Consider the following 24679-nt stretch of genomic DNA (forward strand, 5'->3'; position numbering starts at 1 on the left):
GCGGCACGGCCCCTGCGACAACGGACCTCCGAACCGATTGTGTGGTGCAATGAGTCTGTGAGTTCTGTCGTCTGAAGGGAACGCAATGCGCGGACCGATCATGCTGTTCGCCGCTTGGGCTCTCCACGACGCGGAGGAGGCATTGACGTTCCCCGCGACGACCGACTACATCGCCGATCTCACTGGAATCGACGCTGTGCGGATGTCGACGAAGCAGAGCGTGGCCGCGATCGGAGTGGTCGGGGCCGGGCTCGCCGCTGCCGGCATCCGAGGGGTTCGGACAGGGGGAGCCTCACGCTTCTATCGGGCGTCGGTCGCAGGCCTCGAAGCTCACGTGTTCACCCACCTGCTCTCGGCAGTCGCAGCTCGACGATACACCGCGGGAGTGATCACGGCTCTGCCGATCATGTGGCCGGGCGCCGCTTATGCCCGACGGGAACTCGCCGTACTCGGCAGACCGCTGACCGCCGGCGACTGGGCCCGCGGTGCACCGACGATGGGCGCGGTGGCGGTGGCCGCCCACGTCCTCGTCAGGTTCGACTGGTCGTCCCTGTTCAGAAGTCGTATCCCGAGTCGGCGGTGACGCCGCTGGATCCGCGGAACCTCTGCAGATGCAGGTGCCGGATGAGTCGGATGACCGGGCGGATGAGCATTTCGATGCTGCCGATGACGAACAGCCAGGTGCCGGTGGTCATCAGAGCGTCGGAGAAGAACATGAAGCTGCCGATGAGGAACCACACGCCGATGAGCACATCATTGGCGATGCTGATGACCTGGTAGCGCTGGCGGATGACAAGCTCTTCGGGCCCGATATGCAGATGAATGTCGCCGTTGTTCTCAGCCATGTGACTCTCCTCTTCCGTCGCCGGGACGCCGCCCTGCTCAGTTCCTCAGTTCCTCATTCCTGGGATCTCGGCGGAGCCCTGCTACTGTCCTTGCAGTGCGAGCCTACTGGCAGACCGGCATGTCGTGCAGGTCCGGGGCTCGCCGAATCTCATGTCAGTGTCGAGTCCTAGATTGAGCGTATGGACGTAAACCCGCACTCATTCGACGCCCTCTACAGTGAGCCACGCGAGCGCAGCTCACTCCTGTCGTGGGACGAGCTGCTCTGTGTTGTCCGCCGGTCTCCCCAGCTCACAGCATTCGATGCGGCGATAGTCTCCCGATCCTGCCTGGAAGCGTCAGTCCCTCCCGCTGCGGGATCGACGGTCCCTCCCGCTGCGGAACCCTCAGTCCCTCCCGCTGCGGGATCGACGGCGTCCACCGAGTCGGCCGGCCCCGACACCGCGAACCGTGCCCCGACCTGGGACGGCCTCAACACGGTCATCGCCGCCATGCGCGGAAAGGATCTGCTGCCCGAGACGCTGCCGACGACCCGCAGCCCCACAGTGATGCTCGTGCACCTGATCGAGGAGTTGGCCCTCGTCTTCGCAGGTCACCGTGGCGATCGGCCGAAGTTCGGCGTCATCGGCAGTGAGCCCGGGATCGACAGGGCCCAGGTGCGTTTCGAAACCGAATGCATCACATGGTCCATCGCCGGTCGCCTCGGGCTGAGGGCAGCTGCGACCGGCTCACTCAAGCGCTACCTCAAGGACGGCGACCTCATGCCCTCGATCTCACGCGATCGAGTGCTGCACACCGTCGATGCGGTCGAAGGACTCTTCGGCGGGGCGCCCACCTTCGGGGAGACGATCAGGCACGAGATCCCGAGTCTGTTCTCCCTCGACGAGCCGTTGGCTGTCTGATCCGGTGCTGGTCGTTCTGACGAACAGGGAGGATGATGGGACCTGTGCGGTCCGGAAACCGGTGACTGGTCGGTGATGACACCGCTGGTCGGCGCGCGACCCTTACTCAGAGAGGAGAGACTGAGATGAGCAGAAGAGTCCAGGTCACTTTCGACTGCCATGACCCGGTGAAGACGGCGAGGTTCTGGGCATCGGCACTCGGCTACATCATTCCTGGCCCGCCGGGCGTCGAACTCGGCGACGACGATCCGTTCGACGCTTGGAAAGCCTTCATCGCCGAACTCGGGATCGAGCTCGGGCCGGAGAACATGCGCGCGGCCATCGAAGACCCCGAGGGCATCGGACCTCGCCTGTTCTTCCAGACCGTCCCCGAAGCCAAAACGGTGAAGAACCGCATCCATCTCGACGTCCGATCGGCACCGGGCCTCGAAGGCGAGGAACGGATGGAGGCGCTGGAAGCCGAATGCGTGCGCCTGTCAGAGTTCGGAGGACATCGGCTCAGACGTGTCGATCCCGATCCGCCGATGGAGCAGGGCTTCATCATCATGGCCGACCCTGAGGGCAACGAGTTCTGCCTTGACTGAGGATCCGAACTCATCGAACGCCGGCGCCTGGACGAGGCGTGCTCCGAGCTCGATGGAGAATCGGCGTTCGCGCAGATGAGACTTTTCTCAGAAGCTCTGTGGCCCGACGCGTTCGCTGCTAGCGTGAGCCCCATGAAGACGAAACGCATGGCATTGAGCACAGCGGCAGGACTCGCGGCTCTTTCTCTCGGTTTGGCCGGGTGTACCGGAAGCGGCTCCGGGGACGGCGGTGATGACACTCAAGACAGTCCCGCCGCCAGCGACTCGTCGTCGGACAACGCCGATGAGGCCACGGACGACAAGGATGAGAACGCCGACGACGACAGCGAGCAGGACTCGACGCAGGACTCGTCCGGACAGGGGCTCCCCGCCGATGCAGATCTGAGCAAAGATGCGCCGGCGGTCAGTGCCGGCGACGCGATCGAGACGGCGAAGAAGGAAGTCGGAGACGGAATCGTCCACGGCATCGAACTCGACTGGGACGAGAAGGACGGGGCCTGGCAGTACGACGTCTCGATCCTCGACGGCACCACCGACCACGACGTCGAGATCGACGCCGACTCCGGAAATATCGTCGAACACGAGCAGGATTCGACCGACGACAAGGAAGAGCCCATCGACCTCAACGACCCGATGACCTTCGACGACGCACTCAAACTCGCGCAGGAGAAGGCGTCCGGCAAGCTCGTCGGCTGGAAGCTCGAATACGACGACAGCATGCAGGAATACCAATTCGACTTCTCCGATGGCGGGGAGGAGACGGAAGTCACCGTCGACACCGACACCAAACGCGTCACCGTCGACGATGACTGACACCGGTCGCCTCATCGTCATCGCCGGGCCCATGTTCTCCGGCAAGTCCGAGGAGCTCATGCGCCGGGTGAGGAGGGCGACCATCGCCGGCGTGGCTGTCCTCGTGGTGTCCCATTCGCTCGACACCCGCTCGCCGATCTCGACGATCACCTCACATATCGGAGCACACATCCCCGCGGTGCCGCTGTCGGACGTGGACTCCCTCGCCGAGGCGGCCCGCTCTGCCGACTATGATCTCGTCGCCATCGATGAGGCTCAGTTCTTCGGACCCGAGCTCATTCCCATAGTCGAGGGGCTCCTTCGCGACGGGTTCGACGTCATCGTCGAGGGGCTGTGCGTGACCTTCGACGGAGAGCCGTTCGAACCGCTGCCGAGTCTCATGGCCGTGGCCGAAGAAGTGCTCAGGCTCACCGCGGTCTGCACGATCTGCGGCCGCGATGCCGTCTTCCATCAACGGCTCAAAGACTCGCAGCGCGGATCGAGTGCTGCAGAGGCATCGGAGGCGGCCTCGGATGAGGACCCACCGAGTCCTGTCGCCACCGCCATCGATGCCAGCCACGTCGGGGGCCTCGACGCCTATGTCGCCCGCTGTCGCGAACACTTCAATCGGAGGCGTGCCACAACGTCAGCTGTCAGCAGTTCTCAGACATAGCCGGTGACAGGACTCTCGCCTTTGCCGGTGGGGTGTTGCTTCTGACATGGGAGAACGTCGGTCAGGATTCTTATGTCAGTGGCGACCGATAGTGTTTTGGGCATGGAAGCAGAGCAGGTTCCAGACGTTCTCACCGAGATCCGTCGGTGGCGTGTCAGTCTGTCCGAACTGCCCCCGGCGAAGACCGAGGAAGAAGCCATCGATCGCATCACTGCACTCGAGGAACTCGCGTCGGCGAGTGCGGCCGCGCAGGCCCGTGAGACCCTGACGTTCGACATGCTCCGCCGCAATCGCGAAGCCGAAGACGGTGTCGCCAGCAAGAAGCAGGGACGTGGCCTCGGAGCCGAGGTGGCCCTGGCGAGGAAGGTCTCGCGCTCCCGCGGAGACGCACTGTTGAAGTTCTCCCGGACTCTGCTCATGGACCTGCCGAGGACGTTTGCGGCGATGAAGGGCGGTGACATCTCGGAAGAGAAAGCGCGGGTTGTTGCCAAGGAGTCCGACTGGCTGCCGAGGGAGAAGAAGCATGAGCTCGATGAGTGCATGGCCGAACGCCTTTCCGAGGTGGGTGTCAGGCGACTCGGCAACGAGGTGCGAGCGCTTGCGCAGAAGCTCGACCAGCAGGCCGCGGTCGACCACCTGGAACGCTGCATCGAAGAGCGTTCGGTGAGTGTGCGTCCGGCTCCGGGGAACATGGCCTACCTGACCGCGCTGCTGCCGATGCCGCAGGCGGTTGCCGCCTTTGCGAACCTGACGAAATCGGCACAGTCTGTCATCGCCACGGGTGAAGCCGACGGTCGCTCGCAGAGTCAGATCGCGGCAGACCTGCTGGTCGAACGCCTGACCGGGCAGGAATCGGCCAAGGCCGTGCCGACGGAGGTGCACCTGATCATGCAGGCGAGCAGTCTGTTCGCACCGGGGGAGGAATCGGCATGGTTCCCCGGAGTCGGACCGATCCCGGCCGAGGTTGCCAGGGATTTCGTGGCCGAGAATGATGCTGCGGTGTTCCTACGTCGCCTGTACACGCGGCCGGAGGACGGACAGCTTGTGCGGATGGATTCTCGCCGCAGGGAGTTTGCCGGACTGCTCCGGCGCATGATTGTTATGCGTGATGATGTGTGCCGCTCGCCCTGGTGCGACGCGCCGATCAAGCAGGCCGATCACGCGGTCTCCTTCGCCGCCGGCGGAGACACCGAATGGGAGAACTCCTCCGGCCTGTGCGCGGCCTGCAATTATGCGAAGGAACTCGCGGGGTGGCGGCATAGGGCAACGCCGGATGCGCTCGAAGTGGTCACGCCCACGGGCCACCGCTACCGCTCGCGCACCAAACCGATCAGCGAGCCCGACCCGGGCCTGGTCGGCGGCGAGAGCGTCGCCGAGACGACTGCTCCGCCGGGTATTCTCGCGGGAACCGGTCCGCCGACCCCGGCCGTCGGTTCCGACCCACCAACTGTTGAGGGCGGACCAACACCACCGGCCGCCACGGCCGAAGACAGCACAGCTGCAGGCCCTGTAGCTGCAGACACCGCACTCGGGTCTGGTGCGCCTGCGTCGGGAGAGTCGTCTGCATCGGGCGAAGCACCTGCATCAGGAGAGGTCGAGGGTGCTGACGAAGGTCCCGACGACCAGCAGCGGCGGATCTTCCTGCCGTGGCGGTTCATTCGTCGGGCCGAGCAGCCGCCACCGCTGAGAATCGGGACCACCACCGTCAGCGTTGATGTCTACGACGCGGACTTCGAGCCGCTGAGCCCGGTCGAGGAGCTGCTGCTCACCGGCATCCGGGAGCATGTCGGGTTCCGGCGAGCCGAGGCAGCGGCTGGAGGCCATGGTGGCAGCCAACCTGCATTCAGCTATTCTTTCCACAATTCTGCTGGGCGGAAGTCCAAAGGCGAATGAACGTGCCCTCCATCCTCGACAACGGGTTTCCGTGTCAGTCGTCGATGCTCTCCCACACCTCGCGCCAGATCCGGGCGAGGTCGGCGACCTGGTAGTGGGCGTTGAGCCCGCTGGGCTGCGGCACCACATGCAGAGCCACCTCATCGGGCCACCCTTCGATCAGCGTCGTATCCTGCTGACCGAGCTGAGCCTTCGGCTGTGCGAAACCAGTCCTGAACGCGGTGATCCCGGCGATCGCCACGGCACGGGGGCGGACATCGGAAAGACGTCCGATGAGGTGGGCCGCCCCCTCGCGCAGCTCCTGCCGGGAGAGTTCGTCGGCCCGGACAGTGGCTCGCCCGATGAGGTTGGTCAGGCCGATGCCGCGACGCAGCAGCTGCTGTTCATCCGCAGGCTCGAGCCCACGAGAGGCATCGACCTGGTGGTCGGTCAGGCCCGCCTGATGCAGAGACGGCCAGAACCGATTGCCGGGACGCGCGAACGGCGCATTCACCGCAGCCGTCCACAGCCCCGGGTTGATGCCGACGATGAGCAGCTTCAGCCCTGAGGAATCGCTCGGCAGAATATCGTCGATCGCATTCGGATCATCCGTCGCGAAATCCGCGAGATCGTCCTTGGTCGGTTTGCGGCCGCCCAGAGGCGATGGCCGACGATTGCTGACGAAGTTGTCCTCACTCACACCTTTCACACTACCGTCGTACCATGAGCCACGAACATGTGACCCCACAGCCCGGAGAGTCCGCACCCTTCCATTTCGACGACCGGTGGATCGTCGACGCCGGAATCGAATCGGTGTGGGCTGTTCTGGAACGGGTCGACCAGTGGCCGGGGTGGTGGCCGGGACTGACAGCAGCCGAAAAGGTCGGAGCAGCACAGGCTGACGTTGACGCCGCCGATCTTCCGGTGACCCCAGGCAGTCGAGCCCGCCTTCTGGTCCACGCACCGATCGGGTGGTCCCTGCGCTTCTCCATCGAAGTCGACGAGGTCGATGCGCCCCATCTCATCCGTTTCCGGGCGAATGGTGATCTGCGGGGCGAGGGCCGATGGACTCTGACCGCCTCGGCAGGCGTGACGACAATCGATTCTCTGTGGTGTGTGACGACGAGCAGAACGACTATCCGAGCGATGCGACCGCTGTCCGGACTCATGCACGGAGCAGTGATGAGAGCCGGTGAGCGGGGACTGCGATCACGACTGGCCGACCGGTCCGGCTCCTGAGCTAAGCGGCCGCTGGGCCGCTGAAGCTGCCGGTCACTGGTCCCTTTGGTCTGCCGGGGCCCGAGCGGCGGCCTCCCACGCATCGATGCCGCCGGCAAGGGAGCGCAGACGGAATCCGGCCGGCACCGAACCGGACAGTATCTGGGCGGCTTCGGCCGACCGGGCCCCGGACTTGCAGTGGATGACGATATCGACCGGTGACCCTGCTCGACCGGAGTCACCGAGCGCCGACTCCAGGGCCCGCCACCCGCCGTCTCGGAGGCCGCCGAGAGGCAGATGGACTGAGCCGGGGATGACCGCCAGTTCACGTTCCCAGTCCTCCCGCAGATCGACGACAAGCACATCGTCTTCGACGGACAGGAATTCGGCGACGTCGATCTCATCCGCCGCAGGCTCTGCCATGCCGCCGCCGTCAAGGTCCACAGCACAGGCGGCGGCCACCTCGGTGAGATCAGTGACCGGGGGACGGTCGGGATCGGGGGAGAACCGCAGGGTCGTGTACTCCCCGGTCAACGCCTCATAGCGCAGCAGCCGACCGATGAAAGGGGTGCCGATGCCGCAGATGAGTTTGATCGCCTCGGTCGCCATCGCCGAGCCCACGGTTCCGCACAGGACGCCGAGGACTCCGCCCTCGGCGCAGTTGGGCACCGAATCGGGTTCCGGGATATCCGGGAACAGGTCGCGCAGCATCGGCCCGTGACCGGGGACGAACGTGCTCACCTGACCGGCGAAGCGGAAGATCGTGCCCCACACCAGCGGGGTGCCGGTGAGTTCGGCGGCATCATTGGACAGGTACCTGGTCGCGAAGTTGTCCGCCCCGTCGATGACGACATCGTGTGCAGCGAAGAGACCGAGCGCATTCTCCGGGCTCAGCCGTTCCTCGATCGTGCGCACCTCGAAGTTCGGATCGAGCCGGTGCACGGCATCGGCGGCAGAGGTGACCTTCGGTCGACCCACATCGTCATCCCGGTGGATGATCTGGCGCTGCAGGTTCGACGACTCGACCACATCGTCATCGATGATGGTCAGCTGTCCGACGCCGGCAGCGGCGAGATTGCTGAGCACCGGTGAACCGAGTCCTCCGGCGCCGATGACCAGCACCGAGGCGGCCCGCAGACGCCGTTGTCCCTGAAGTCCGAATCCCGGCAGGCTCAGGTGCCGGGAGTAGCGTTCCAGCTCCGTCCGGGACAGGGAGTCCACGGGGTCGACGAGCGGCGGCAGCGACGGAGGAGTGGAGGCAGCGGTGGTCATTGTGCTGCGACCATTCCATCGAACGGCGATGATGCCAATGCCAACGGTCGTTTGGGGATCCTCCCGGCTCCGGCCGCCAGATGCCCGGCCTCGACGGCCAGAGCCATCGCCCGAGCCATGGCGTGGGCGTCGTGAGCGCGAGTGACGGCAGAGGCCAGGAGAACCGCGGTGCACCCGAGCTCCATCGCCAGAGCCGCATCGGAGGCGGTGCCGACACCGGCGTCGAGGATGACGGGCACCTGTGCACGGGAGACGATGGTCTCGATGTTGTGAGGGTTGAGGATGCCCAGCCCACTGCCGATCGGAGCACCTGCCGGCATCACCACGGCCACCCCGGCATCCTCCAGACGTTTCGCCAGAGCCGGATCATCGTTCGTGTAGGCGAAGACCGTGAACCCGTCGAGGACGAGCTCCTCGGCGGCGGTGAAGAGCTCGACGGGGTCCGGGAGCAGGGTGTCCTCATCGGCGATGACCTCGAGCTTCACCCAGTTCGTCTCCAGGGCCTCCCTGGCCAGTCGGGCGGTGAGCACGGCATCCCGGGCCGTATAGCAGCCGGCGGTGTTCGGCAGCACCCGGATTCCCAGACGCTGCAGCATGGTGAACACCGAGTCCCGGGACTCGGCGTCGAAGCGCCGCATCGCCACTGTGGTCAGCTCGGTTCCCGAGGCCACGAGGGCGTCTTCGAGGATGCTCAGGGAACTCGCCCCGCCCGTGCCCATCACGAGGCGAGACGACATCTCCACGTCATCGACCATCCAGCTCATCTCAGCCTCCCTGCACTGCGGTGACGATGTCGACGGTGTGCCCGTCGGCCAGGGCGAACCCGGACCAGGCACCGCGACGGATGACCTCGCCGTCGACGGCCAGGGCCAGCCCTAAGCGTCCGCCGTCGGCCGGTGTCCCATCGGGATTCAGTTCCCGTCCGGTGACCTCGGCGATGAGGTCGAGCGCCGAGGTGGCACCCGGCAGCTCATGATGGTCGCCGTTGAGGACGATGGTCGGTGGGTGGTCGCGATCGGTCATGAGTTGCTCCTCATCGGGTAGGCGGTGGTGTGGTCTGTGGTGAAGCGGTGTGGGGACACGGACTCGAGCGTCCCGTCAGGAGGCCAGTCGGAGGCAGCACCCAGGGCGAGCTCGGCGCCGAGCCGGCCGCCGAACGGGGCCAAGAGGATGCCATGTCGGAAGTAGCCGGTGCTCACAACGCAGCCGGGATCGATGCGCCCGATCATCGGCAGGTCGTCGGGAGAACCAGGACGAGCACGGGTGGTGATGTCGGTGATCTCCGCGTCGAGGATGCCCGGGACCAATCGCTGCCCGTCAGAGAGCAGCCGGTGGATCGCCCCGGCAGGGGTGCCGGAGAGCCCGTCCTCACGGGAACTGGCACCGAGCACGATCTCACCGTCGGGGCGGGGAACCAGGTAGACAGGACGACCGTTGACCAACCCGCGGATGGTCCGAGTCAGCAGGGGAGTCGCCTCGGCGGGGGCACGCAAGCGCAGCACATCACCCCAGACTTCCCGGATCGGCAGCGGCGGGGCACCGGCGATCTCGGTGGTGGCGCTGCCGGCGCAGACGACCACCTGGTCGGCTTCCAACCGGCGGCCGTCTCCCAGTGTGACGCCGGTTGTCGCCGCACCATCCCCCAGCAGCTCGGCCACCCGCTGCCGGATGAGGAGCGATTCTGAGCCAGCCGCAAGAGCAGACAGCAGTCCCGCCGATACACGACGCGGATCGATCGAGTGATCACCGGGAATGTGCACAGCCCCGGCCACGGCAGGCGACAGCGACGGTTCGATATGGCGGGCGGCACTGCCGGTGATGAGCTCGGTGGCGAAACCCGATCGCGATTGTGCTTCGCGCAGTTCCCGCAGAGCCTGCAGATCAGCCCGGTCACCCGCACACACCAAGGTCCCGGCATCTGTGAAACCGAGATCGGTGCCGGCGGCGCTCGCCACCTCGGCGGCGAATTCCGGAAACATCTGAGCCGAGGTCCGCATCAGCGGATACAGGGGAGTCTGCCCCCAGACCACCTCGGCAGCGGGAGCGATCATCCCCGCGGCGGCATGGCTCGCACCCTGGGCGGGGGCAGGATCGATGATGGTGACATCGGCACCGAAACGGCGCAGATACCAGGCCGTGGACAGGCCGATGATCCCGGCGCCGACGATGATGACTCTCACAGCTACTCCCTCCGGCGGCATGATCCGCATCAGGTCTGACGGTCGGCTCTTACGCCCTCTCAGCCTCGTTGGGAGGCTCCCGCGAACTCCTCTACTCTATGACCATGACCACACAGATGCCACCGCGCACCGCAGCGCGGCAGACGAAGAGAGCCTGGAGGCAGGCCCGTTTGGCCGAAGCGTCGCTCTACCTGTGCACCGATGCCCGGACCGCTCAAGGCGACCTCGCCGAGTTCCTCGACGCCGCCTACCGCGGGGGAGTCGACATCATCCAGCTGAGGGACAAGAGCCTCGAGGCCCGCGCCGAGATCGCAGCATTGGAAGTCCTCAGGGATGTCGCCGCACGCCACGGCAGACTCTTCTCCGTCAACGACCGCGCCGATGTCGCGCTGCTGACCGACGCAGATGTCTTCCACGTCGGTCAAGGCGACCTCACCAGCAGTCAGGCCCGGGCCGTGCTCGGCCCCGACGTCATCCTCGGACGCTCCACCCATTCCCTCGAGCAGGCGCTCGCCGCCGAGGCGGACCCGGAAACCGACTACTTCTGCGTCGGGCCGGTCTGGGAGACCCCGACGAAACCCGGCCGTGCCGCAGTGGGGACGGCACTGCTGACCGCTGCCGCCGCGAAGGCGAGCAAACCGTGGTTCGCGATCGGCGGCATCGCGGCAGGGGAGAGACTGGACGCGATCCGGCAGGCGGGCGCGAACCGTGCCGTCGTCGTCCGTGCGATAACCTCGGCAGACGACCCCGCTGCGGTCGCACGGGTGCTCACGGAGGAGTTGGAATGACCCCAGCAGCTGACAGCACATCCACCGGACGCGGTGCAGGCGCCGACCTGTCGATTCTCATCGCCGGGGCAGGCGCCACCGGCGGAGCGTTCGGCACCTATCTGCAGGAAGCCGGGCGCGATGTCACGTTCCTGCTCCGGCAGGCTCGGGCGGCGACGGTCCGCGCGGACGGACTGCGCTTCACCGCTCCCGGTGCCGATCGGACGAACCAGGTCGATGTCATCACCGCCGAGGAGCTCAGTGCCTCAACGCGGACCTTCGACCTCGTCCTCGTCGCGGTCAAAGCGGGTGGACTCGACTCGGTCATCGACGATATCGGACCGGCTGTGGGAGAGCAGACGACGATCATCCCGTTCCTCAACGGCATGGCCCAGATCGAGAAGCTTCACAACAGGTACCCCGGGCAGGTGCTCGGCGGGTTCGTCAAGATCGTCGGCACGATCAGAGACGGAGCCGTCGTCCAGCTCACCGACCTTGCGGTGATGACCATCGGCGATCTTCACGGCGCGGCCGTACCCACGCGAATCTCCGAGGCCCTCGACGCCCCCGGATTCAAACTCCAGATCGTCGATGGAGTCATCGACGGGCTGTGGGAGAAGTGGACCTTCATCGCCGCCGCGGGAGTCGTCACCTGTCTGTTCCGCGCCCCGGTCGGGGCGATCATGGCAGCAGGCGGCAGATCGCACGTGCATGCCATCATCGACGAACTCGAAGCCGTGGCGGCCGCGGCCGGACACCCGGTGTCGGAGGCCTCTCACGACATGACGCTGCAGATGCTCACCGAGGACGGCTCTGCCTTCACCTCATCCCTCTACCGGGATGTGACGGCAGGGCTGCCGAGCGAAACGGAGCACATCCTCGGCGATCTGTCGGCCAAGGCAGAGGAGCTGGGAGTCGCGACTCCGCTGCTCGACCTCACGCTTGTGCAGCTGCGGGCTGGGGAAGCCCAGAAGCGGCTCTGACCTCGGCTGTGCCCGTGCGCAGCATCGCCAGATACGGCTCCTGCGGCTGAGTGTGTTGGATGTCGGACGAACTGTGGGCAGCGGTGAATGTGACCATGGGGACGCCATCGGCGACATTGAGGACGAGCAGCGTTTCGTAGCCGCCCGGGCCCAGAGAATGGGAGCTGCCGGCCGGCAGGTCGAAGACGAGGCGTTCCAGCGGACTGTCGGGCTCGGGTGGGCGGTGCATCTCCTGGGCGGCCACATCGGCGAACTGTTCGGCGGTGATGAGGTAGGCCTTGGCCGGGGTCGGTCCGGGGACAGAATGATCGTAGAAGGCCATTCCGCCGCCCCAGACCTTCGATTCGCCGGCGAAGTAGATCGTTCCGGGCAGTTCGATCCCGGCTTCGGCACGGGGCAGTGCTGCGTCTCTGGCACCTGGATAAGTCACCTTAGCGCCGGGCGGTCGCCCGCCCTGCAGATAGCAGGCGAGCCGATCGCGAGCCATGTTCGATCCGTAGCTGACGTACCACACATGTGTTTGAGACATCCCCTCCATCATGACATCTCGGGCTCGGAGTTCGTCGAATCGGCGTCGGCTGCGTCCGCTGCGTCGGCGGCGTTCGCCGCGTCCGCTACGTCCGTGTCTGCGCCGGCGTAATCGTCGGACGAGTTCGGCCGCACCGGTGATGGCCAAGGCGATGCCGATGCCGAAAGCGACTCCGAGCAGCGGCCGGTCATCGAATATCGTGCCTCCGATGAGTCCGATACCCGTCGAATAGAGCGCCCAGGCCAGAGCCCCGATTCCGTCCCAGAGCAGAAAGGTGCGGGTCGGAGATCCGAGCAGGCCGGATCCGATCGTCGCCAAGCTGCGGCCCCCGGGAACGAACCGACCGGCGATGAGCACGGTCCCGCCTCGGCGTGAGAAGACCGTGCGGGCGGAGTCGAGGAGCTCCGCAATTCGAGTCCACCGCCGCCACCGGCCGACACCCGAAGCGGCCAAGCGGCCGACGAGGTGAGCGGCCAGATCGCCGAGGAGAGCGCCGCCGGCTGCGGCGATGACGAGTCCTGCCGGGTGAGGCTGACCCGCAGCGGCGAAGGTCGCAGCGGTGATGAGCAGAGTCTCCGACGGCACGATCGGCACGAGCGAGTCCAGCGCCGCAGCCACGGCGATGAGCAGGTACACCCACGGTGAGGTGAGTGTGGCGGTGAGCAGCTCGAGTGCGAGATCCATAGTCATCCACGCTAGGCACCGGGTGGCAGGGACGGTACGCGGTCGGGCACACAGTCGGTGCGGTCGACCGGCAGCCGCCATTGCGGGAAACCGGAATCCGAGACTGCGGTCGAACCCCTGTGAGCCGGTGTTGGGCGTTGCTACGATCGATTCATGCCCTGGCCGAGCGCGCTGTCCACCCGTCGTCCTCCCGAAGCCCGGATGTTCGCCGCGCGCTGGGCACGTTCCGTCCTCGCGGTGGTGTGGGGCGGTCTGCTGTGTCTTCCGCTCCTCGCCGCCTCCGTGCTCTCACCCTCATCACGAGTGGCCGCCAAGGTGCGAGACTGGGAGCTCGCCCGGCATTCTCACGGGTTCGGACTCGTCCTCGCTTCCGCACCGACCCACCGCCGGTTCCTGCTCGGCAACGGCCTCATCGCAGCAGTGGCAATCATCCCCACTGCAAACCTCCTCGGCGGATTCGTCGTCGTGACTCTCGGCTCGCTCTTCCAAGGATTCTTCATCGGGGGAGCCGTGAACATCGGATTCGACATGTGGTCGATCTCCCAGCCCACACTCTTCGTCGGAGTCCTCTACGGGGCGGCGAACCTCATCGGCGCCATCGCCCTGTCCGAGGCGGCAAGCTGGGCGCACGGTCGCATCGATGCGCGTTTCGTCGAGGTGAAGCGCCCCTTCGCCGTCTACACCCGCATCAGCGAACTGCTGACAACCCGCCGTGGAGTCGTTCTCGCCATCGACGAGGAACGACGCCGGATCGAGCGCGACCTGCACGACGGCGTGCAGCAGAACGTCGTCTCCCTGTCCGTGCTCATCGCCCGAGCCAGACGCGCGTCCGACCCGGTGAAGTCCCAAGCGCTGCTCGACGATGCTCTGGGCCAGTCCCAGGACCTCATCGACGAGATGCGGGAAGTCGCGTGGCGGGTCTATCCGACAGCGCTGGACGACCATGGACTGCGACCCGTGCTCGAAAGAATCGCCGGTCGCAGTCCTATTCCGCTGACCCTCGTGACCGTGCCGGAGGGCAGATTTCCGCCGGCAGCGGAGTCTGCAGCATATTTCGTCGTCCGAGAGGCCGTGACGAACGTCGTCAAGCACGCCGAGGCGGCCGCGATCACGGTGAGCATCGTCACCGAGGCCCGGACCGCGTTGACCGTGACCGTCTCCGACGACGGTGTCGGCGGAGCCGATCCGCGCGGGGGAGGACTCCAAGGGCTCGCGCGGCGGGTCGGAGCTCTCGACGGGAGTCTCGACGTCGACTCCCGTGAGGGCGCAGGCACCACAGTCAGCGCTCGGATCCCGCTCGGGACCGAAGCACAGGACGGCAGCACGACGAAGGAGAAGAAGTGAGCACGAGTGAGATCCAGGCCGAGAAACGGATGCGCGTCGTCCTCGCCGACGACGCGGTGCTGCTGCGCGAAGGTGTGCGCAGTCTGCTCGAAGACGAAGGGATCAGCGTCGTCGCGTCCGTCGGCGACGGAGGGGAGCTGCTGCGGGCGGTCGCCGAGCTGCGGCCGACCCTGGCCATCGTCGACGTGCGGATGCCGCCGACTCACACCACCGAGGGCCTCGAAGCGGCATTGGCGATCAAACGCCGCTTCCCTGACATCGGAGTGCTCGTGCTCAGCCAATACGTGCTGCGCGAATATGCGACCGAACTGCTGAGCACCGAATCAGTGGGCGTCGGCTACCTCCTGAAGAACCGGGTGACTGACATCGACCGGTTCCTCGAGTCGGTGCAGCGGATCGCAGAGGGAGGGACGGTCATCGACCCCGACGTCGTCCGGCAGCTGCTGACCACCTCGGAGAGGCATAACACGCTGTCGACCCTGACTCCGCGGGAAAGCGAAGTGCTCGAGGCGATGGCCGAAGGACTGTCGAATCGAGGCATCGGCGAACGCCTCTTCGTCTCGGTCAGCTCCGTCGAAAAGGCGATCAGCTCCATCTTCGATAAACTCGGCCTCCAGGCAGGGGAGACCACGAGCCGCCGTGTCGCGGCCGTGCTCGCCTACCTCAACCGAGAACGAGGAGAGAAATGAAGCGCCGACTGCCCGATGTGAGAGAACTCGCCCCCTTGCTGCAGTTCGACCTGCCCCGACTCGACCGGGTCGCAGCCCGATTGGAGTCGGCCGCAGACATCTGGGACCTCCGCCGCATCGCCAAGCGCGTGACACCGACCGCGCCGTTCGACTATGTCGACGGTGCCGCTCTGGACGAACGGACCTTGGCGAAGAACCGTGAGGCGCTCGGCAACGTCGAGCTCCTTCCCCGCATCCTCCACGGAGTCGATGCGCCGGATACGTCGACGACGATCGCCGGCGCCCGAGCCCGGCTGCCCTTCGGCATCGCCCCGACCGGCTACACGCGCATGATGCACTCCGCCGGCGAGGTCGCCGGAGTCCGCGCGGCAGCGAAGGCCGGAATCCCGTTCTCACTGTCGACGATGGGCACGACTTCGGTCGAAGACGTCGCAAAGGCGGCGCCGGATTCCACCCGATGGTTCCAGCTCTACCTGTGGAAGGACCGGCAGCGCAGCCTCGACCTGATCCAGCGGGCCGCCGGCAGCGGATACGAGACCCTGCTGGTCACCGTCGACACCCCGATCACCGGTCAGCGTCTGCGCGATCACCGCAACGGGCTGACGATCCCGCCCCGTCTGACACTGGGAACGATCCTCGACGCCTCCTATCGTCCCGGCTGGTGGTTCAACTTCCTCACCACCGAACCGCCGAAGTACGCGTCGCTGTCGAACACCTCCCAGTCCCTGGCGGAGATGACGAAGACGATGTTCGACCCGACCCTCGACCTCGATGACCTGCGGTGGATCCGCGACCAATGGAACGGACGCCTGTTCGTCAAGGGGATCCTCACCGCCGAGGATGCCCGGCGCGCCCGATCCGTCGGAGCCGATGGACTCGTCGTATCCAACCACGGCGGCCGCCAGCTCGATCGGGCCCCCGATTCGCTGACCTCCCTGGCCGAAGTCCGTGCGGAGGTCGGTCCTGAGATGGAGCTCATCTTCGACTCCGGCGTCATGTCCGGCACCGATGTCGTCGCCGCGCTGTGCGCCGGAGCCGACTTCGTGCTCATCGGCCGGGCGTACCTGTACGGGCTCATGGCCGGAGGCCAACGCGGAGTCGAGAGGGCGATTGAGCTCATACAGCAGGAGATCCTCACCGCCATGGGGCTCATGGGCGCCCGGAGCATCTCCGATCTGGGCCCCGACCTCGTCCGCGGCCTGCCCCAGGCACCGGCCCCGGACCGGCATCTGCCGGCCGACTCCGTGTGAGCCCGTCTCAGGCATGCAGCAGACGCGTGAGCAGCCTGAACTGATGGTCTGAGCTCTCCTCCGGGCCGACGGCTGCGTTCTCGCTTTCCGTCAGGTGCAGGGCCCATTCGTCGAAAGTCCGCAGCAGTGAGAACACCGCCAGAGTCTGGAGCTCGAGCGGACAATCGACATCGATCGCCTCGGCCTCACGCCCGACGATGAGCACGGCGCCCACCCATTCTTCGACGCTGTCGGCGAGGCGTCGCACAGCCGGACTGTCCGAATTCGCGTAGACGATGTGCCACAGGAGCATGAGCTCCGGACAGTCCGGCCATGTTCGCGCAATGTCATCCCAGACCAAGCGCGCACGGTCCCAGAACCCGTCCGAAAAGCTTCCCGGGTCAGGCGGCGTCCAGAACCCCCGTGCGGTTGCAGCGAGCTCGGTGACGACGAGGGCGAAGAGGTCGTCCTTCGAGTCGACGACATGGTAGAAGGAACTCTTGCTCATCCCGCAGGTGGAGATGATGCGATTGAGCGACGCCTCCTCGAACGTCCGCGCAGCGAATTCTCGCGCGGCGGCATCGATGAGCGCGGCGCGCTTCTCGGGGCGCATACGCGCCAACGCAGTCTCGGACACGACGTCAGTGTAGCAATGCTCGACACGCTTGTGGACCATGCGGTCCACCCGGTGTTACTGTTTATGGACCAGTCGGTCCACAAGGGGGTCGGCGAATCGGCCCGACGAAGGAGTCCACGCATGATCATCGCGGCAACGGTCGACGACCAGCTGAAGCACGTGAGCCCGGAAGAGCCGCGTATTCTCATCGTCGGAGCCGGAATCGCCGGAATTGCCCTGGCTCAGCTCCTTCGGGGCCGCGGGATGCACCCGATCCTCATCGACCGGTCGCCCGATTCCGGTCGGATGATCGGTGACAACCGGGCCGGATACATGCTCGCCCTCATGCCCGTGGTCGATCCCGTCATCGACGAACTCGAGTGTCGGGAGGCCTACCTCGAAGCCAGCGTCGGCATCGATCGCTATATCGCCCACGCGCGTACCGGGAAAGTCCTCCGACAGGACCACCTCGGTGATCTTCTGGCCGACTACGGCGACTATCGCGGAATCTCCCGCTCCGCACTGCTCGACGTGCTCACCGACGGCGACTGTCCGATCGCCTTCGGCACCACGGTGACCGGACTGTCCGACGACGGCGCCACTGTGGCTCTCGCCCAGGTGGGCCAATCCGGACAGCACCATGGAGGACGGACGCGGAGCCTGGGCCAGGAGGAAGTACTCGAATTCGATGCCGTCGTCATCGCCGACGGAATGAATTCCCGCTCCCGCCGGCTCGTGACCGGTGGGCCCGCCGCAACCGCCGCGAGTGAATCAGGCACGACTGCCGCTGCCGTCTCCGGTGAGACCTCGCCGGTGTCGTCAATGGACACGACCTGGGGCGGGTGGGTCTGCTGGGCCGAGGCCGATGGCGATCAGAGTGCCGTCGATGAGATCTGGGGTGATGGATTCTTCCTCGGCATGTACCCGGTCAAGGGAGCTGTCGGAGTCTTCCTCGGTTGCCCCGATGCCCGGCAGCCGCTCGGCCCCCGGCGATTCGCAGCGGAGGTTCGCAGGCGGCTGTCGGTACTGACTCCGCGGATCGACGCCTGCCTCACCGCGGTCGAGGAAGCTGAAGCACCGTTCTACTGGCCGCTGCGGGATTCCCGGGCGCAGAAGTGGAGGCATGGTCGCACGGTTCTGCTCGGCGATGCGGCCGCAGGGTTCCTTCCGACTGCCGGGATCGGTGCCGGAATGGCGATGGAATCGGCCGGGGTGCTCGCTGACGAACTCTCCTCCCTGGCGACTGGGACGAGTGCAGCCGCCGCACTCGAACGCTTCGAGACTCGCCAGCGGCCACGTGTCGAGGCCGCTCATGATAACTCGCGGTCTCTGGCCCGGCTGATGTTCGGCCGGTCCCGACTCTTCGCGTTCGTCCGCGACCAGGCGTTCCGCGTCATCAGCATCCGGTCGGCGCTCAAGCCGATACTGCAGCTGCTCGAATCCCCGCCTCGGCGGATGTGACCCTCCTCCCACCCGGCGCCTGCAGCGGCCGGGGGCGACCCCGGTTGTGGTAGGAATGGCCAGGGTCCTCGTGCGCGGACCTGCCGAACCACGAACGAGGATGACCATGGGAATGCCAGCCGCCTCGGCGAATGACGAACGCCGACTCCGACGGGGACTGAAGTCTCGCCACCTGCAGATGATCGCCATCGGCGGTGCCATCGGCACCGGGCTCTTCCTCGGCTCCGGCGGCACGATCTCACAGGCCGGCCCCGGCGGTGCCCTGCTGGCCTACGCCGCGATCGGCATCATGGTCCTCTTCGTCATGCAGTCCCTCGGTGAGATGTCGACCCACCTGCCCGTGGCCGGATCGTTCCACACCTACGGCACCAAATACGTCAGTCCCTCATTCGGCTTCGCCATGGGCTGGAACTACTGGTTCAACTGGGCGATCACCCTGGCCGCCGAACTCGTCGCCGCCGGCGTCATCATGTCCTTCTGGTTCCCCGACGTGCCGTCGTGGATCTGGGCGGCGGTCTTCCTCGTCCTGCTGGCCGGACTGAACTTCCTGTCCGCGAAGGCCTTCGGCGAAGGCGAATTCTGGTTCGCGGCCATCAAGGTCACCGCCGTGCTTGCCTTCCTCGTCCTCGGTGTGCTCATGATCGCCGGCATCCTCGGCGGAACCGCACCCGGGGTGAGCAACTGGACGACGGGTGAGGCTCCGTTCGTCGGCGGGTGGATGTCGGTCATCAGTGTCTTCATGATCGCCGGGTTCTCCTTCCAGGGCACGGAACTCGTCGGCGTCACCGCGGGGGAGTCGGAGAATCCGCGCAAGGACATGCCGCGCGCCATCCGCACCGTGTTCTGGCGCATCATGCTCTTCTACATCGGCGCCATCGCCGTCATCGGCTTCCTCCTGCCCTATACCGACCCCTCCCTGCTGGCCTCGGCGAACAATGAGGACATCACGGCCTCACCGTTCACTCTCGTCTTCGAACGCGCCGGCATCGCCGTGGCCGCCGGAATGATGAATGCCGTCATCCTCACCGCGATCCTCTCCGCCGGCAACTCCGGCCTCTATGCCTCCACCCGCATGCTCTACGCCATGGCGAAAGAGGGGACCGCGCCGAGGCTGTTCGCCCGCCTCAACGAACGCGGAGTGCCCGTCATGGCACTGCTGGCCACCGCCATGATCGGACTCTTCGGATTCCTCACCGAGATCATGGGTGACGGTGGGGCCTATACCTGGCTGATCAACGTCTCCGGGCTCTCCGGCTTCATCGTCTGGGTCGGCATCGCCTGGTGCCACTTCCGGTTCCGCAGGGCCTATGTGCGACAGGGCCATGCCGTCGCGGACCTGCCGTACCGGGCGCCGCTGTTCCCGATCGGCCCGATCGTCGCGCTGATTATGCTCATCGTCGTCATCATCGGCCAGAATGTGCAGGCCGTCGTGGGCGGGCAGCTGCTCCAGGTCGCCAGCGCCTATGCCGGGCTTCCGGCGTTCCTGCTTCTGTGGCTCATCCACCGCATCGTCACCGGTCGGCGCTCACGCATGGTCGCCCTCGATGAGATGGATGTCGAGGGGCTCGAGATCAAGGCTTCCTGATTCGATGGTCGGTCCCTCGCCGAGGCGGCCGCGCGGGGACGATCACGACATCCGGAAAATGAGTTAAGCTAGGCTCGCCTAACTACTCAAGAAGGATTCCATGCGCCGTATTCTCGCCCCAGTGATCGCCTCCGTCCTCGTCCTCGCCGGCTGCGGCGGAGGAGGTGCCGCCGAGGAGGCCTCCGGGCCCACCGTTGACACGAAGTTCGGTGCCGTCGAGGTGCCCGCCGAACCGCAGAAGGTCGTGGCTCTCGGGTGGGGCGATGCCGAGACCGCCCTGGCGCTCGGAGTCCAGCCCGTCGGTGCCTCCGACTGGGTCGAATTCGGCGGCAAGGGAGTCGGTCCGTGGGCCGAGGACCTCTATGATGAGGCGCCGGAGATCATCGCGACGATGGAACCCGATTACGAGGCCATTGCCGCGCTCGAGCCCGACGTCATCCTCGATACGAACAGCTCCGGTGAGAAGGAGCGCTACGACCGTCTCTCCGAGATCGCCCCGACGGTCGGAGTTCCCGAAGGCGGCGACAACTACCTGACGACGATGGACCAGCAGGTCGAACTCGTCTCCCAGGCGCTGGGCAAGGACGACGACGGGAAGAAGCTGCTCGACGACCTCGAGAAGTCCTACGCGGATGCGCGCGAAGCTCATCCCGAGTTCCAGGACAAGTCCGTGACCGTGGCGGCGAAGACCGCTGAGGGATGGGGCGCCTACGTCGAGGAATCAGGTCGCGTGCAGGTCATGAAGCAGCTCGGCTTCAAGCAGTCCGAGACGATAGCCGGAATGAAGGCCGAGGGCTTCTCCGTGCCGATCTCCGAGGAGAACCTCGATCAGCTCGACGCGGACCTGCTTCTGACATTCCCGATCTACATCGAGGACGCCGATGTCACCGGCGATGCCGCCTACAAGCGCATCCCGGCCGTCAAGGACGGGCACGACCTCGTTCTGACCAACGAGAACGACGACATCCGCAAGGCATTCTCGCTCAACTCGATCCTCTCGGCACAGTACACGGCGGAGAAGCTCCCGGATCTCATCGCCGACAAGGTGAAGTGACCGGCGACAGTACGCCGCTGCGCCGTTGCGCAGAACTCACACGGCGGCACGCCACGCATCGAGGCCGATGTCGATGATGCGGGCGTGCCGGACGTTCGGCAGCGAAGTGATCGGCAGCCATTCCGCCCTATCCGTCGTCCCATCGACTTCGAGGGTGCCCAAGGTGCCGCCGATGATCCGCGCCTCGTAGACGACCCGAACGCCTTTGAAGGGACGATCCGTCGAATCGCTGAAGGCCGGATTGCGGCGAGGCTCTGTGAAGGAATGAGTGGTCAAGGGGCGGACCAGTTCAGCGTCGAACCCGGTCTCCTCTTTGATCTCCCGGAGTGTGCCCGCTTCGATGCTTTCGTCGAACTCGATTCCGCCTCCGGGCAGCGTCCAGATCGCGTGCAGGCGGTCCTTTCCGCCGTTGAACCAGCTGAGGAGGATTTCGTCGTCGTCATTGACGATGACCGCGTAACCGGCAAGTCGGGTGTCGTATTCGGAGAAGTGCATGACCTCACCCTACCCGCGTGTGCCGGTCGCCGAAGTCGGCTGAACTCACTGAAGTCTTGTTCGGCCGACGTCGGATACTTAGTGTGAAGATATGAGCGAACAGCCGCAGACGCCGAATGACAGGCTCGTCCGTACCCGCACGATCCCCGCCTCCGTCGACCAGATCTTCACACTGCTGTCCGATCCGCGACGCCACCATGAGACCGAACCCGGCGACTGGGTCCGCGGCGCCATCGACGGCGCCCCCATCACGGAAATCGGTCAGGTGTTCTCCATGGACATGTATCTCGACGTCGTGGGCGGGGCCTACCGCATCGACAACACCGTCACCGCCTTCGATCCTCCGCACGCCATCGCCTGGGATCCAGGCCAAGCCGACGAATCCGGACGGGTCGTCCCCGGCGGGTGGCGGTGGCGCTACGACCTCACCGAGACCGATTCCGGCACCGAGGTGGCTCTGACCTATGATTGGTCCGCAACGACGGACGCCACCCGGGAGGAGTTCGGCGGCTTCCCTCCGTTCCCTGCCGAATTCCTCGACGCCTCACTGGAGAGCCTCGAACGTGCCGTCACGGGCTAGGCTGGGATCGTGACCACCATCAACAGCACTCGCGTCGGCGAATCCGGGCGCCTGGTCGTCTTCCTCCACGGGCTGTTCGGCCGAGGCAAGAACTTCACCCGCATCGCCAAGGACATCGAGCCCGATTTCTCCAGCCTGCTGGTCGACCTGCCCAACCACGGCGAGTCCGAATGGACCGAGACCTTCGACTACGTCGAGCTCGCCGATGCCGTGGCGGCCCATATCGCCGAGGCGGTCGCCCCCGATGATCAGCCCGTGCACGTGGTCGGACATTCCCTGGGCGGAAAGGTCGCGATGGTGCTCGCCCTGCGACACCCGGATCTCGTCGACCGGCTCGTCGTCGTCGACATCGGCCCCAACGCCGGCGGGTCCACCGGAGTCTTCGACCACCTGCTCTCCAGCCTCGCCGCCCTCGATCTCGACCGGATCGAATCACGCACCGAGGCTGATGAGGAACTTCGGGACCCGATCCCCGAGGCCGCGATCAGGGGATTCCTGCTGCAGAACCTGCGCCCCACCTCGACGGGGTATTCCTGGCAGCCCAACCTGGCGCTGCTGCACTCGAGCCTCGATGTCATCGGGGACTTCCCGGACATGGGCGAGACCGTGTTCGACCATCGCGTCCTCTGGGTCGCCGGTGAGAAATCGGACTACGTCGACCGTGACGACCTGCCGCAGATGCGCAGTCTGTTCCCACGCACCACACTCCTCACGGTCAAAGGCTCGGGACACTGGGTGCATTCGGAGAAACCGCGGGAGTTCGTCTCAGCGCTGACGGCATTCCTCAGCCGACCCTGAAAAGGAATATGCTGAACGCGCTCGACGTTGCCACATCGAGCACAATTGGACTCAAATTCTCAGGAGGAATGCGTGAGCACTGCGATCCCGGCCGATCCCGCACAGAAGTTCGCCGAATACGCGGACGGAACCCGACTGGTCAGCACCGACTGGGTGGCCGAGCATGCAGGCGATCCCGGACTCGTCATCGTCGAAAGCGACGAAGACGTGCTACTCTACGAAACCGGACACATTCCGGGAGCGGTCAAGGTCGATTGGCACACGGAACTCAACGATCCCGTCACCCGTGACTACGTCGACGGCGAGGGATTCGCCGCGCTCATGTCCGCCAAAGGCATTTCCCGCGATGACACCATCGTCGTCTACGGCGACAAGTCCAACTGGTGGGCGGCCTACGCGCTGTGGGTCTTCACTCTCTTCGGTCACGAAGACGTCCGGCTCATGGACGGCGGTCGTGCGAAATGGCAGGCCGAAGGCCGTGAGATGACCACGGAGAAGCCGCAGCCCGCACCCACCGAATACCCTGTCGTCGACCGCGACGATTCCGTCATCCGGGCCTTCCTGCCCGAGGTTCGCAACAGCCTCGGCGATGTGCCGCTCATCGATGTGCGCAGCCCGGAGGAATACACCGGCGAACGCACCCATATGCCCGCCTACCCGGAGGAAGGCGCACTGCGCGGCGGCCATATCCCCGGCGCGAAGTCGATGCCGTGGGGCAAGGCGGCCAACGAAGACGGCACCTTCAAGTCCGCAGCCGAACTCAAGGAGCTCTACACCGAACAGGCGGGACTGGGCACCAGCGATGAGGTCATCGCCTACTGCCGGATCGGCGAACGCTCCAGCCACACCTGGTTCGTCCTCAAGCACCTCCTCGGATACAGCAACGTGCGCAACTACGACGGCTCCTGGACCGAATGGGGCAATGTCGTCGGCGTGCCGATCGTCACCGGAGCCGAACCCGGAGAGGTGCCCGGACGCTGATGGCGGAGACGACGACACCCAAGACCGACGACCTGCCGGAGGCGCTGGCAGAGATCGTCACAGACTTCGCCGAAACCCCGGCCGACGACCGCCTCCAGGTGCTGCTGGAGTTCGCGACGGACCTGCCCGACCTGCCGGAGAAGTACACCGACCACCCGGAGCTGCTCGAGCCCGTGCCCGAGTGCCAGTCTCCGATCTTCCTCGTCACCGAGGTGGCCGACCCCGAGGCGGGGGAGCAGGCGGAAGTTCGCCTGCACTTCTCCGCTCCTCCGGAAGCGCCGACGACACGAGGCTTCGCCGGAATCCTGCACGAAGGGCTCGACGGAGCCAGCGCCGGGGCGATCCTGTCGGTTCCCGCCGACCTGCCCCTGCGGCTGTCGATGTCGGAGGTCGTCAGCCCGCTGAGGCTGCGCGGAATGAGCGGAATGCTCTCCCGGATCCAGCGACAGGTGTCCGAGAGGATCGGCAAGATCACAGCGGAGTGAGACCTCTCTCGCTTGGCTGAGGTGGTCCGGTGAGTTACAGTGTGGTTAGCCTGCCCTTAGTCA

28 protein-coding genes and 1 riboswitch are annotated in these 24679 nt (G+C 65.9%); of the genes, 19 read left to right on the top strand and 9 right to left on the bottom strand.

From position 1 onward, the window contains the following. The first annotated feature begins 85 nt into the window (after nucleotides 1–85). On the top strand, nucleotides 86–583 hold the full coding sequence (locus tag HF684_RS07530) for an HXXEE domain-containing protein (protein WP_169251997.1): 498 nt from the start codon (nucleotides 86–88) through the stop codon (nucleotides 581–583). On the opposite strand, the gene HF684_RS07535 is transcribed toward HF684_RS07530, so the two are convergent. Continuing rightward, nucleotides 555–845, bottom strand: a complete 291-nt coding sequence (locus HF684_RS07535; RefSeq protein ID WP_025778133.1) for a YrhK family protein — start codon at nucleotides 843–845, stop codon at nucleotides 555–557. The two genes, HF684_RS07530 and HF684_RS07535, sit on opposite strands and share 29 nt — an antisense overlap. 180 nt (nucleotides 846–1025) lie before the next feature. Between HF684_RS07535 and HF684_RS07540 the strand changes: the two genes are divergently transcribed. The 5 genes from HF684_RS07540 to HF684_RS07560 all read left to right on the top strand — a co-directional run bounded on the left by HF684_RS07540 (nucleotide 1026) and on the right by HF684_RS07560 (nucleotide 5687). Then, a complete protein-coding gene (locus HF684_RS07540; RefSeq protein ID WP_169251998.1) occupies nucleotides 1026–1745 on the top strand; it encodes a hypothetical protein in 720 nt (239 codons plus the stop codon). A gap of 125 nt (nucleotides 1746–1870) precedes the next feature. Next, nucleotides 1871–2329, top strand: coding sequence for a VOC family protein (locus HF684_RS07545; RefSeq protein WP_169251999.1), 459 nt, complete (start codon nucleotides 1871–1873; stop codon nucleotides 2327–2329). A gap of 132 nt (nucleotides 2330–2461) precedes the next feature. Continuing rightward, nucleotides 2462–3142 carry a PepSY domain-containing protein gene (locus HF684_RS07550; protein ID WP_169252000.1) on the top strand — a complete coding sequence of 227 codons (681 nt, stop codon included), beginning with the start codon at nucleotides 2462–2464 and terminating at the stop codon, nucleotides 3140–3142. Continuing rightward, entirely contained in the window at nucleotides 3135–3794 is a 660-nt protein-coding gene (locus HF684_RS07555) for a thymidine kinase (RefSeq protein ID WP_169252001.1), read from the top strand. Before HF684_RS07550 ends, HF684_RS07555 begins: the two co-directional genes overlap by 8 nt. 102 nt (nucleotides 3795–3896) lie before the next feature. Further along, nucleotides 3897–5687 (top strand): HNH endonuclease signature motif containing protein, encoded by a 1791-nt coding sequence (locus HF684_RS07560; RefSeq protein WP_211168090.1) that lies wholly within the window; start codon nucleotides 3897–3899, stop codon nucleotides 5685–5687. A gap of 34 nt (nucleotides 5688–5721) precedes the next feature. Here the strand turns inward: HF684_RS07560 and HF684_RS07565 are convergent, their stop codons facing one another. Next, entirely contained in the window at nucleotides 5722–6366 is a 645-nt protein-coding gene (locus HF684_RS07565) for a mismatch-specific DNA-glycosylase (protein WP_169252002.1), read from the bottom strand. A gap of 23 nt (nucleotides 6367–6389) precedes the next feature. Between HF684_RS07565 and HF684_RS07570 the strand changes: the two genes are divergently transcribed. Beyond that, on the top strand, nucleotides 6390–6905 hold the full coding sequence (locus HF684_RS07570) for an SRPBCC family protein (RefSeq protein ID WP_169252003.1): 516 nt from the start codon (nucleotides 6390–6392) through the stop codon (nucleotides 6903–6905). A 33-nt stretch (nucleotides 6906–6938) separates the two neighbouring features. Here the strand turns inward: HF684_RS07570 and HF684_RS07575 are convergent, their stop codons facing one another. From HF684_RS07575 to thiO, 4 genes are all read right to left on the bottom strand, one after another. Beyond that, nucleotides 6939–8156 carry a ThiF family adenylyltransferase gene (locus tag HF684_RS07575; RefSeq protein ID WP_169252004.1) on the bottom strand — a complete coding sequence of 406 codons (1218 nt, stop codon included), beginning with the start codon at nucleotides 8154–8156 and terminating at the stop codon, nucleotides 6939–6941. Beyond that, nucleotides 8153–8920, bottom strand: a complete 768-nt coding sequence (locus HF684_RS07580; RefSeq protein ID WP_169252005.1) for a thiazole synthase — start codon at nucleotides 8918–8920, stop codon at nucleotides 8153–8155. The genes HF684_RS07575 and HF684_RS07580 overlap by 4 nt, the downstream gene beginning before the upstream one ends. A gap of 1 nt (nucleotide 8921) precedes the next feature. Beyond that, complete coding sequence (thiS, locus tag HF684_RS07585; RefSeq protein WP_169252006.1) at nucleotides 8922–9179, bottom strand: sulfur carrier protein ThiS; 258 nt, start codon at nucleotides 9177–9179, stop codon at nucleotides 8922–8924. Then, nucleotides 9176–10336, bottom strand: coding sequence for a glycine oxidase ThiO (gene thiO / locus HF684_RS07590; protein ID WP_169252007.1), 1161 nt, complete (start codon nucleotides 10334–10336; stop codon nucleotides 9176–9178). Before thiO ends, thiS begins: the two co-directional genes overlap by 4 nt. Beyond that, nucleotides 10325–10429, bottom strand: a riboswitch (TPP riboswitch). (Overlaps the previous gene by 12 nt.) Nucleotides 10430–10440: 11 nt before the next feature. Here thiO and thiE point away from each other — a divergent pair. Continuing rightward, entirely contained in the window at nucleotides 10441–11124 is a 684-nt protein-coding gene (thiE, locus tag HF684_RS07595; protein ID WP_248279168.1) for a thiamine phosphate synthase, read from the top strand. Continuing rightward, nucleotides 11121–12086, top strand: coding sequence for a 2-dehydropantoate 2-reductase (locus HF684_RS07600; RefSeq protein ID WP_169252009.1), 966 nt, complete (start codon nucleotides 11121–11123; stop codon nucleotides 12084–12086). Before thiE ends, HF684_RS07600 begins: the two co-directional genes overlap by 4 nt. On the opposite strand, the gene HF684_RS07605 is transcribed toward HF684_RS07600, so the two are convergent. After that, nucleotides 12040–13299: a DedA family protein gene (locus HF684_RS07605; protein WP_169252010.1), complete on the bottom strand. Its 1260-nt coding sequence runs from the start codon at nucleotides 13297–13299 to the stop codon at nucleotides 12040–12042. The two genes, HF684_RS07600 and HF684_RS07605, sit on opposite strands and share 47 nt — an antisense overlap. Before the next feature lie 153 nt (nucleotides 13300–13452). Here HF684_RS07605 and HF684_RS07610 point away from each other — a divergent pair, with 153 nt between their 5' ends. The 3 genes from HF684_RS07610 to HF684_RS07620 are packed head-to-tail and all read left to right on the top strand — an operon-like array spanning nucleotide 13453 to nucleotide 16582. Next, nucleotides 13453–14643, top strand: coding sequence for a histidine kinase (locus HF684_RS07610; RefSeq protein ID WP_169252011.1), 1191 nt, complete (start codon nucleotides 13453–13455; stop codon nucleotides 14641–14643). A 29-nt stretch (nucleotides 14644–14672) separates the two neighbouring features. Next, on the top strand, nucleotides 14673–15332 hold the full coding sequence (locus HF684_RS07615; RefSeq protein WP_169253816.1) for a response regulator transcription factor: 660 nt from the start codon (nucleotides 14673–14675) through the stop codon (nucleotides 15330–15332). After that, the gene (locus tag HF684_RS07620) at nucleotides 15329–16582 is read left to right on the top strand and encodes an alpha-hydroxy acid oxidase (protein WP_169252012.1); all 1254 of its coding nucleotides are present in this window, start codon (nucleotides 15329–15331) and stop codon (nucleotides 16580–16582) included. The genes HF684_RS07615 and HF684_RS07620 overlap by 4 nt, the downstream gene beginning before the upstream one ends. Nucleotides 16583–16589: 7 nt before the next feature. Here HF684_RS07620 and HF684_RS07625 read toward each other — a convergent pair whose 3' ends face one another. Then, nucleotides 16590–17198 (bottom strand): TetR/AcrR family transcriptional regulator, encoded by a 609-nt coding sequence (locus HF684_RS07625; protein ID WP_211168091.1) that lies wholly within the window; start codon nucleotides 17196–17198, stop codon nucleotides 16590–16592. Nucleotides 17199–17318: 120 nt separating this feature from the next. Here HF684_RS07625 and HF684_RS07630 point away from each other — a divergent pair, with 120 nt between their 5' ends. The 3 genes from HF684_RS07630 to HF684_RS07640 all read left to right on the top strand — a co-directional run bounded on the left by HF684_RS07630 (nucleotide 17319) and on the right by HF684_RS07640 (nucleotide 21277). Continuing rightward, complete coding sequence (locus tag HF684_RS07630; RefSeq protein ID WP_169252013.1) at nucleotides 17319–18638, top strand: NAD(P)/FAD-dependent oxidoreductase; 1320 nt, start codon at nucleotides 17319–17321, stop codon at nucleotides 18636–18638. Between the two features lie 106 nt (nucleotides 18639–18744). Beyond that, nucleotides 18745–20223, top strand: coding sequence for an amino acid permease (locus tag HF684_RS07635; protein ID WP_282433924.1), 1479 nt, complete (start codon nucleotides 18745–18747; stop codon nucleotides 20221–20223). Nucleotides 20224–20323: 100 nt separating this feature from the next. Next, on the top strand, nucleotides 20324–21277 hold the full coding sequence (locus HF684_RS07640; protein WP_169252014.1) for an ABC transporter substrate-binding protein: 954 nt from the start codon (nucleotides 20324–20326) through the stop codon (nucleotides 21275–21277). 36 nt (nucleotides 21278–21313) lie between these two features. Here HF684_RS07640 and HF684_RS07645 read toward each other — a convergent pair whose 3' ends face one another. Beyond that, nucleotides 21314–21772: an NUDIX domain-containing protein gene (locus HF684_RS07645; RefSeq protein WP_169252015.1), complete on the bottom strand. Its 459-nt coding sequence runs from the start codon at nucleotides 21770–21772 to the stop codon at nucleotides 21314–21316. 91 nt (nucleotides 21773–21863) lie between these two features. Here HF684_RS07645 and HF684_RS07650 point away from each other — a divergent pair, with 91 nt between their 5' ends. The 4 genes from HF684_RS07650 to HF684_RS07665 all read left to right on the top strand — a co-directional run bounded on the left by HF684_RS07650 (nucleotide 21864) and on the right by HF684_RS07665 (nucleotide 24616). After that, nucleotides 21864–22352 (top strand): SRPBCC family protein, encoded by a 489-nt coding sequence (locus HF684_RS07650; protein ID WP_169252016.1) that lies wholly within the window; start codon nucleotides 21864–21866, stop codon nucleotides 22350–22352. 9 nt (nucleotides 22353–22361) lie between these two features. Then, nucleotides 22362–23150, top strand: a complete 789-nt coding sequence (locus tag HF684_RS07655; protein ID WP_169252017.1) for an alpha/beta fold hydrolase — start codon at nucleotides 22362–22364, stop codon at nucleotides 23148–23150. Between the two features lie 72 nt (nucleotides 23151–23222). Then, nucleotides 23223–24131 carry a sulfurtransferase gene (locus tag HF684_RS07660; RefSeq protein WP_211168092.1) on the top strand — a complete coding sequence of 303 codons (909 nt, stop codon included), beginning with the start codon at nucleotides 23223–23225 and terminating at the stop codon, nucleotides 24129–24131. Further along, on the top strand, nucleotides 24131–24616 hold the full coding sequence (locus HF684_RS07665; protein ID WP_169252018.1) for a SufE family protein: 486 nt from the start codon (nucleotides 24131–24133) through the stop codon (nucleotides 24614–24616). Before HF684_RS07660 ends, HF684_RS07665 begins: the two co-directional genes overlap by 1 nt. Nucleotides 24617–24679: the final 63 nt, after the last annotated feature.

The sequence above is a fragment of the Brevibacterium sp. 'Marine' genome (assembly GCF_012844365.1).
In the GTDB taxonomy this organism is placed as follows: domain Bacteria; phylum Actinomycetota; class Actinomycetes; order Actinomycetales; family Brevibacteriaceae; genus Brevibacterium.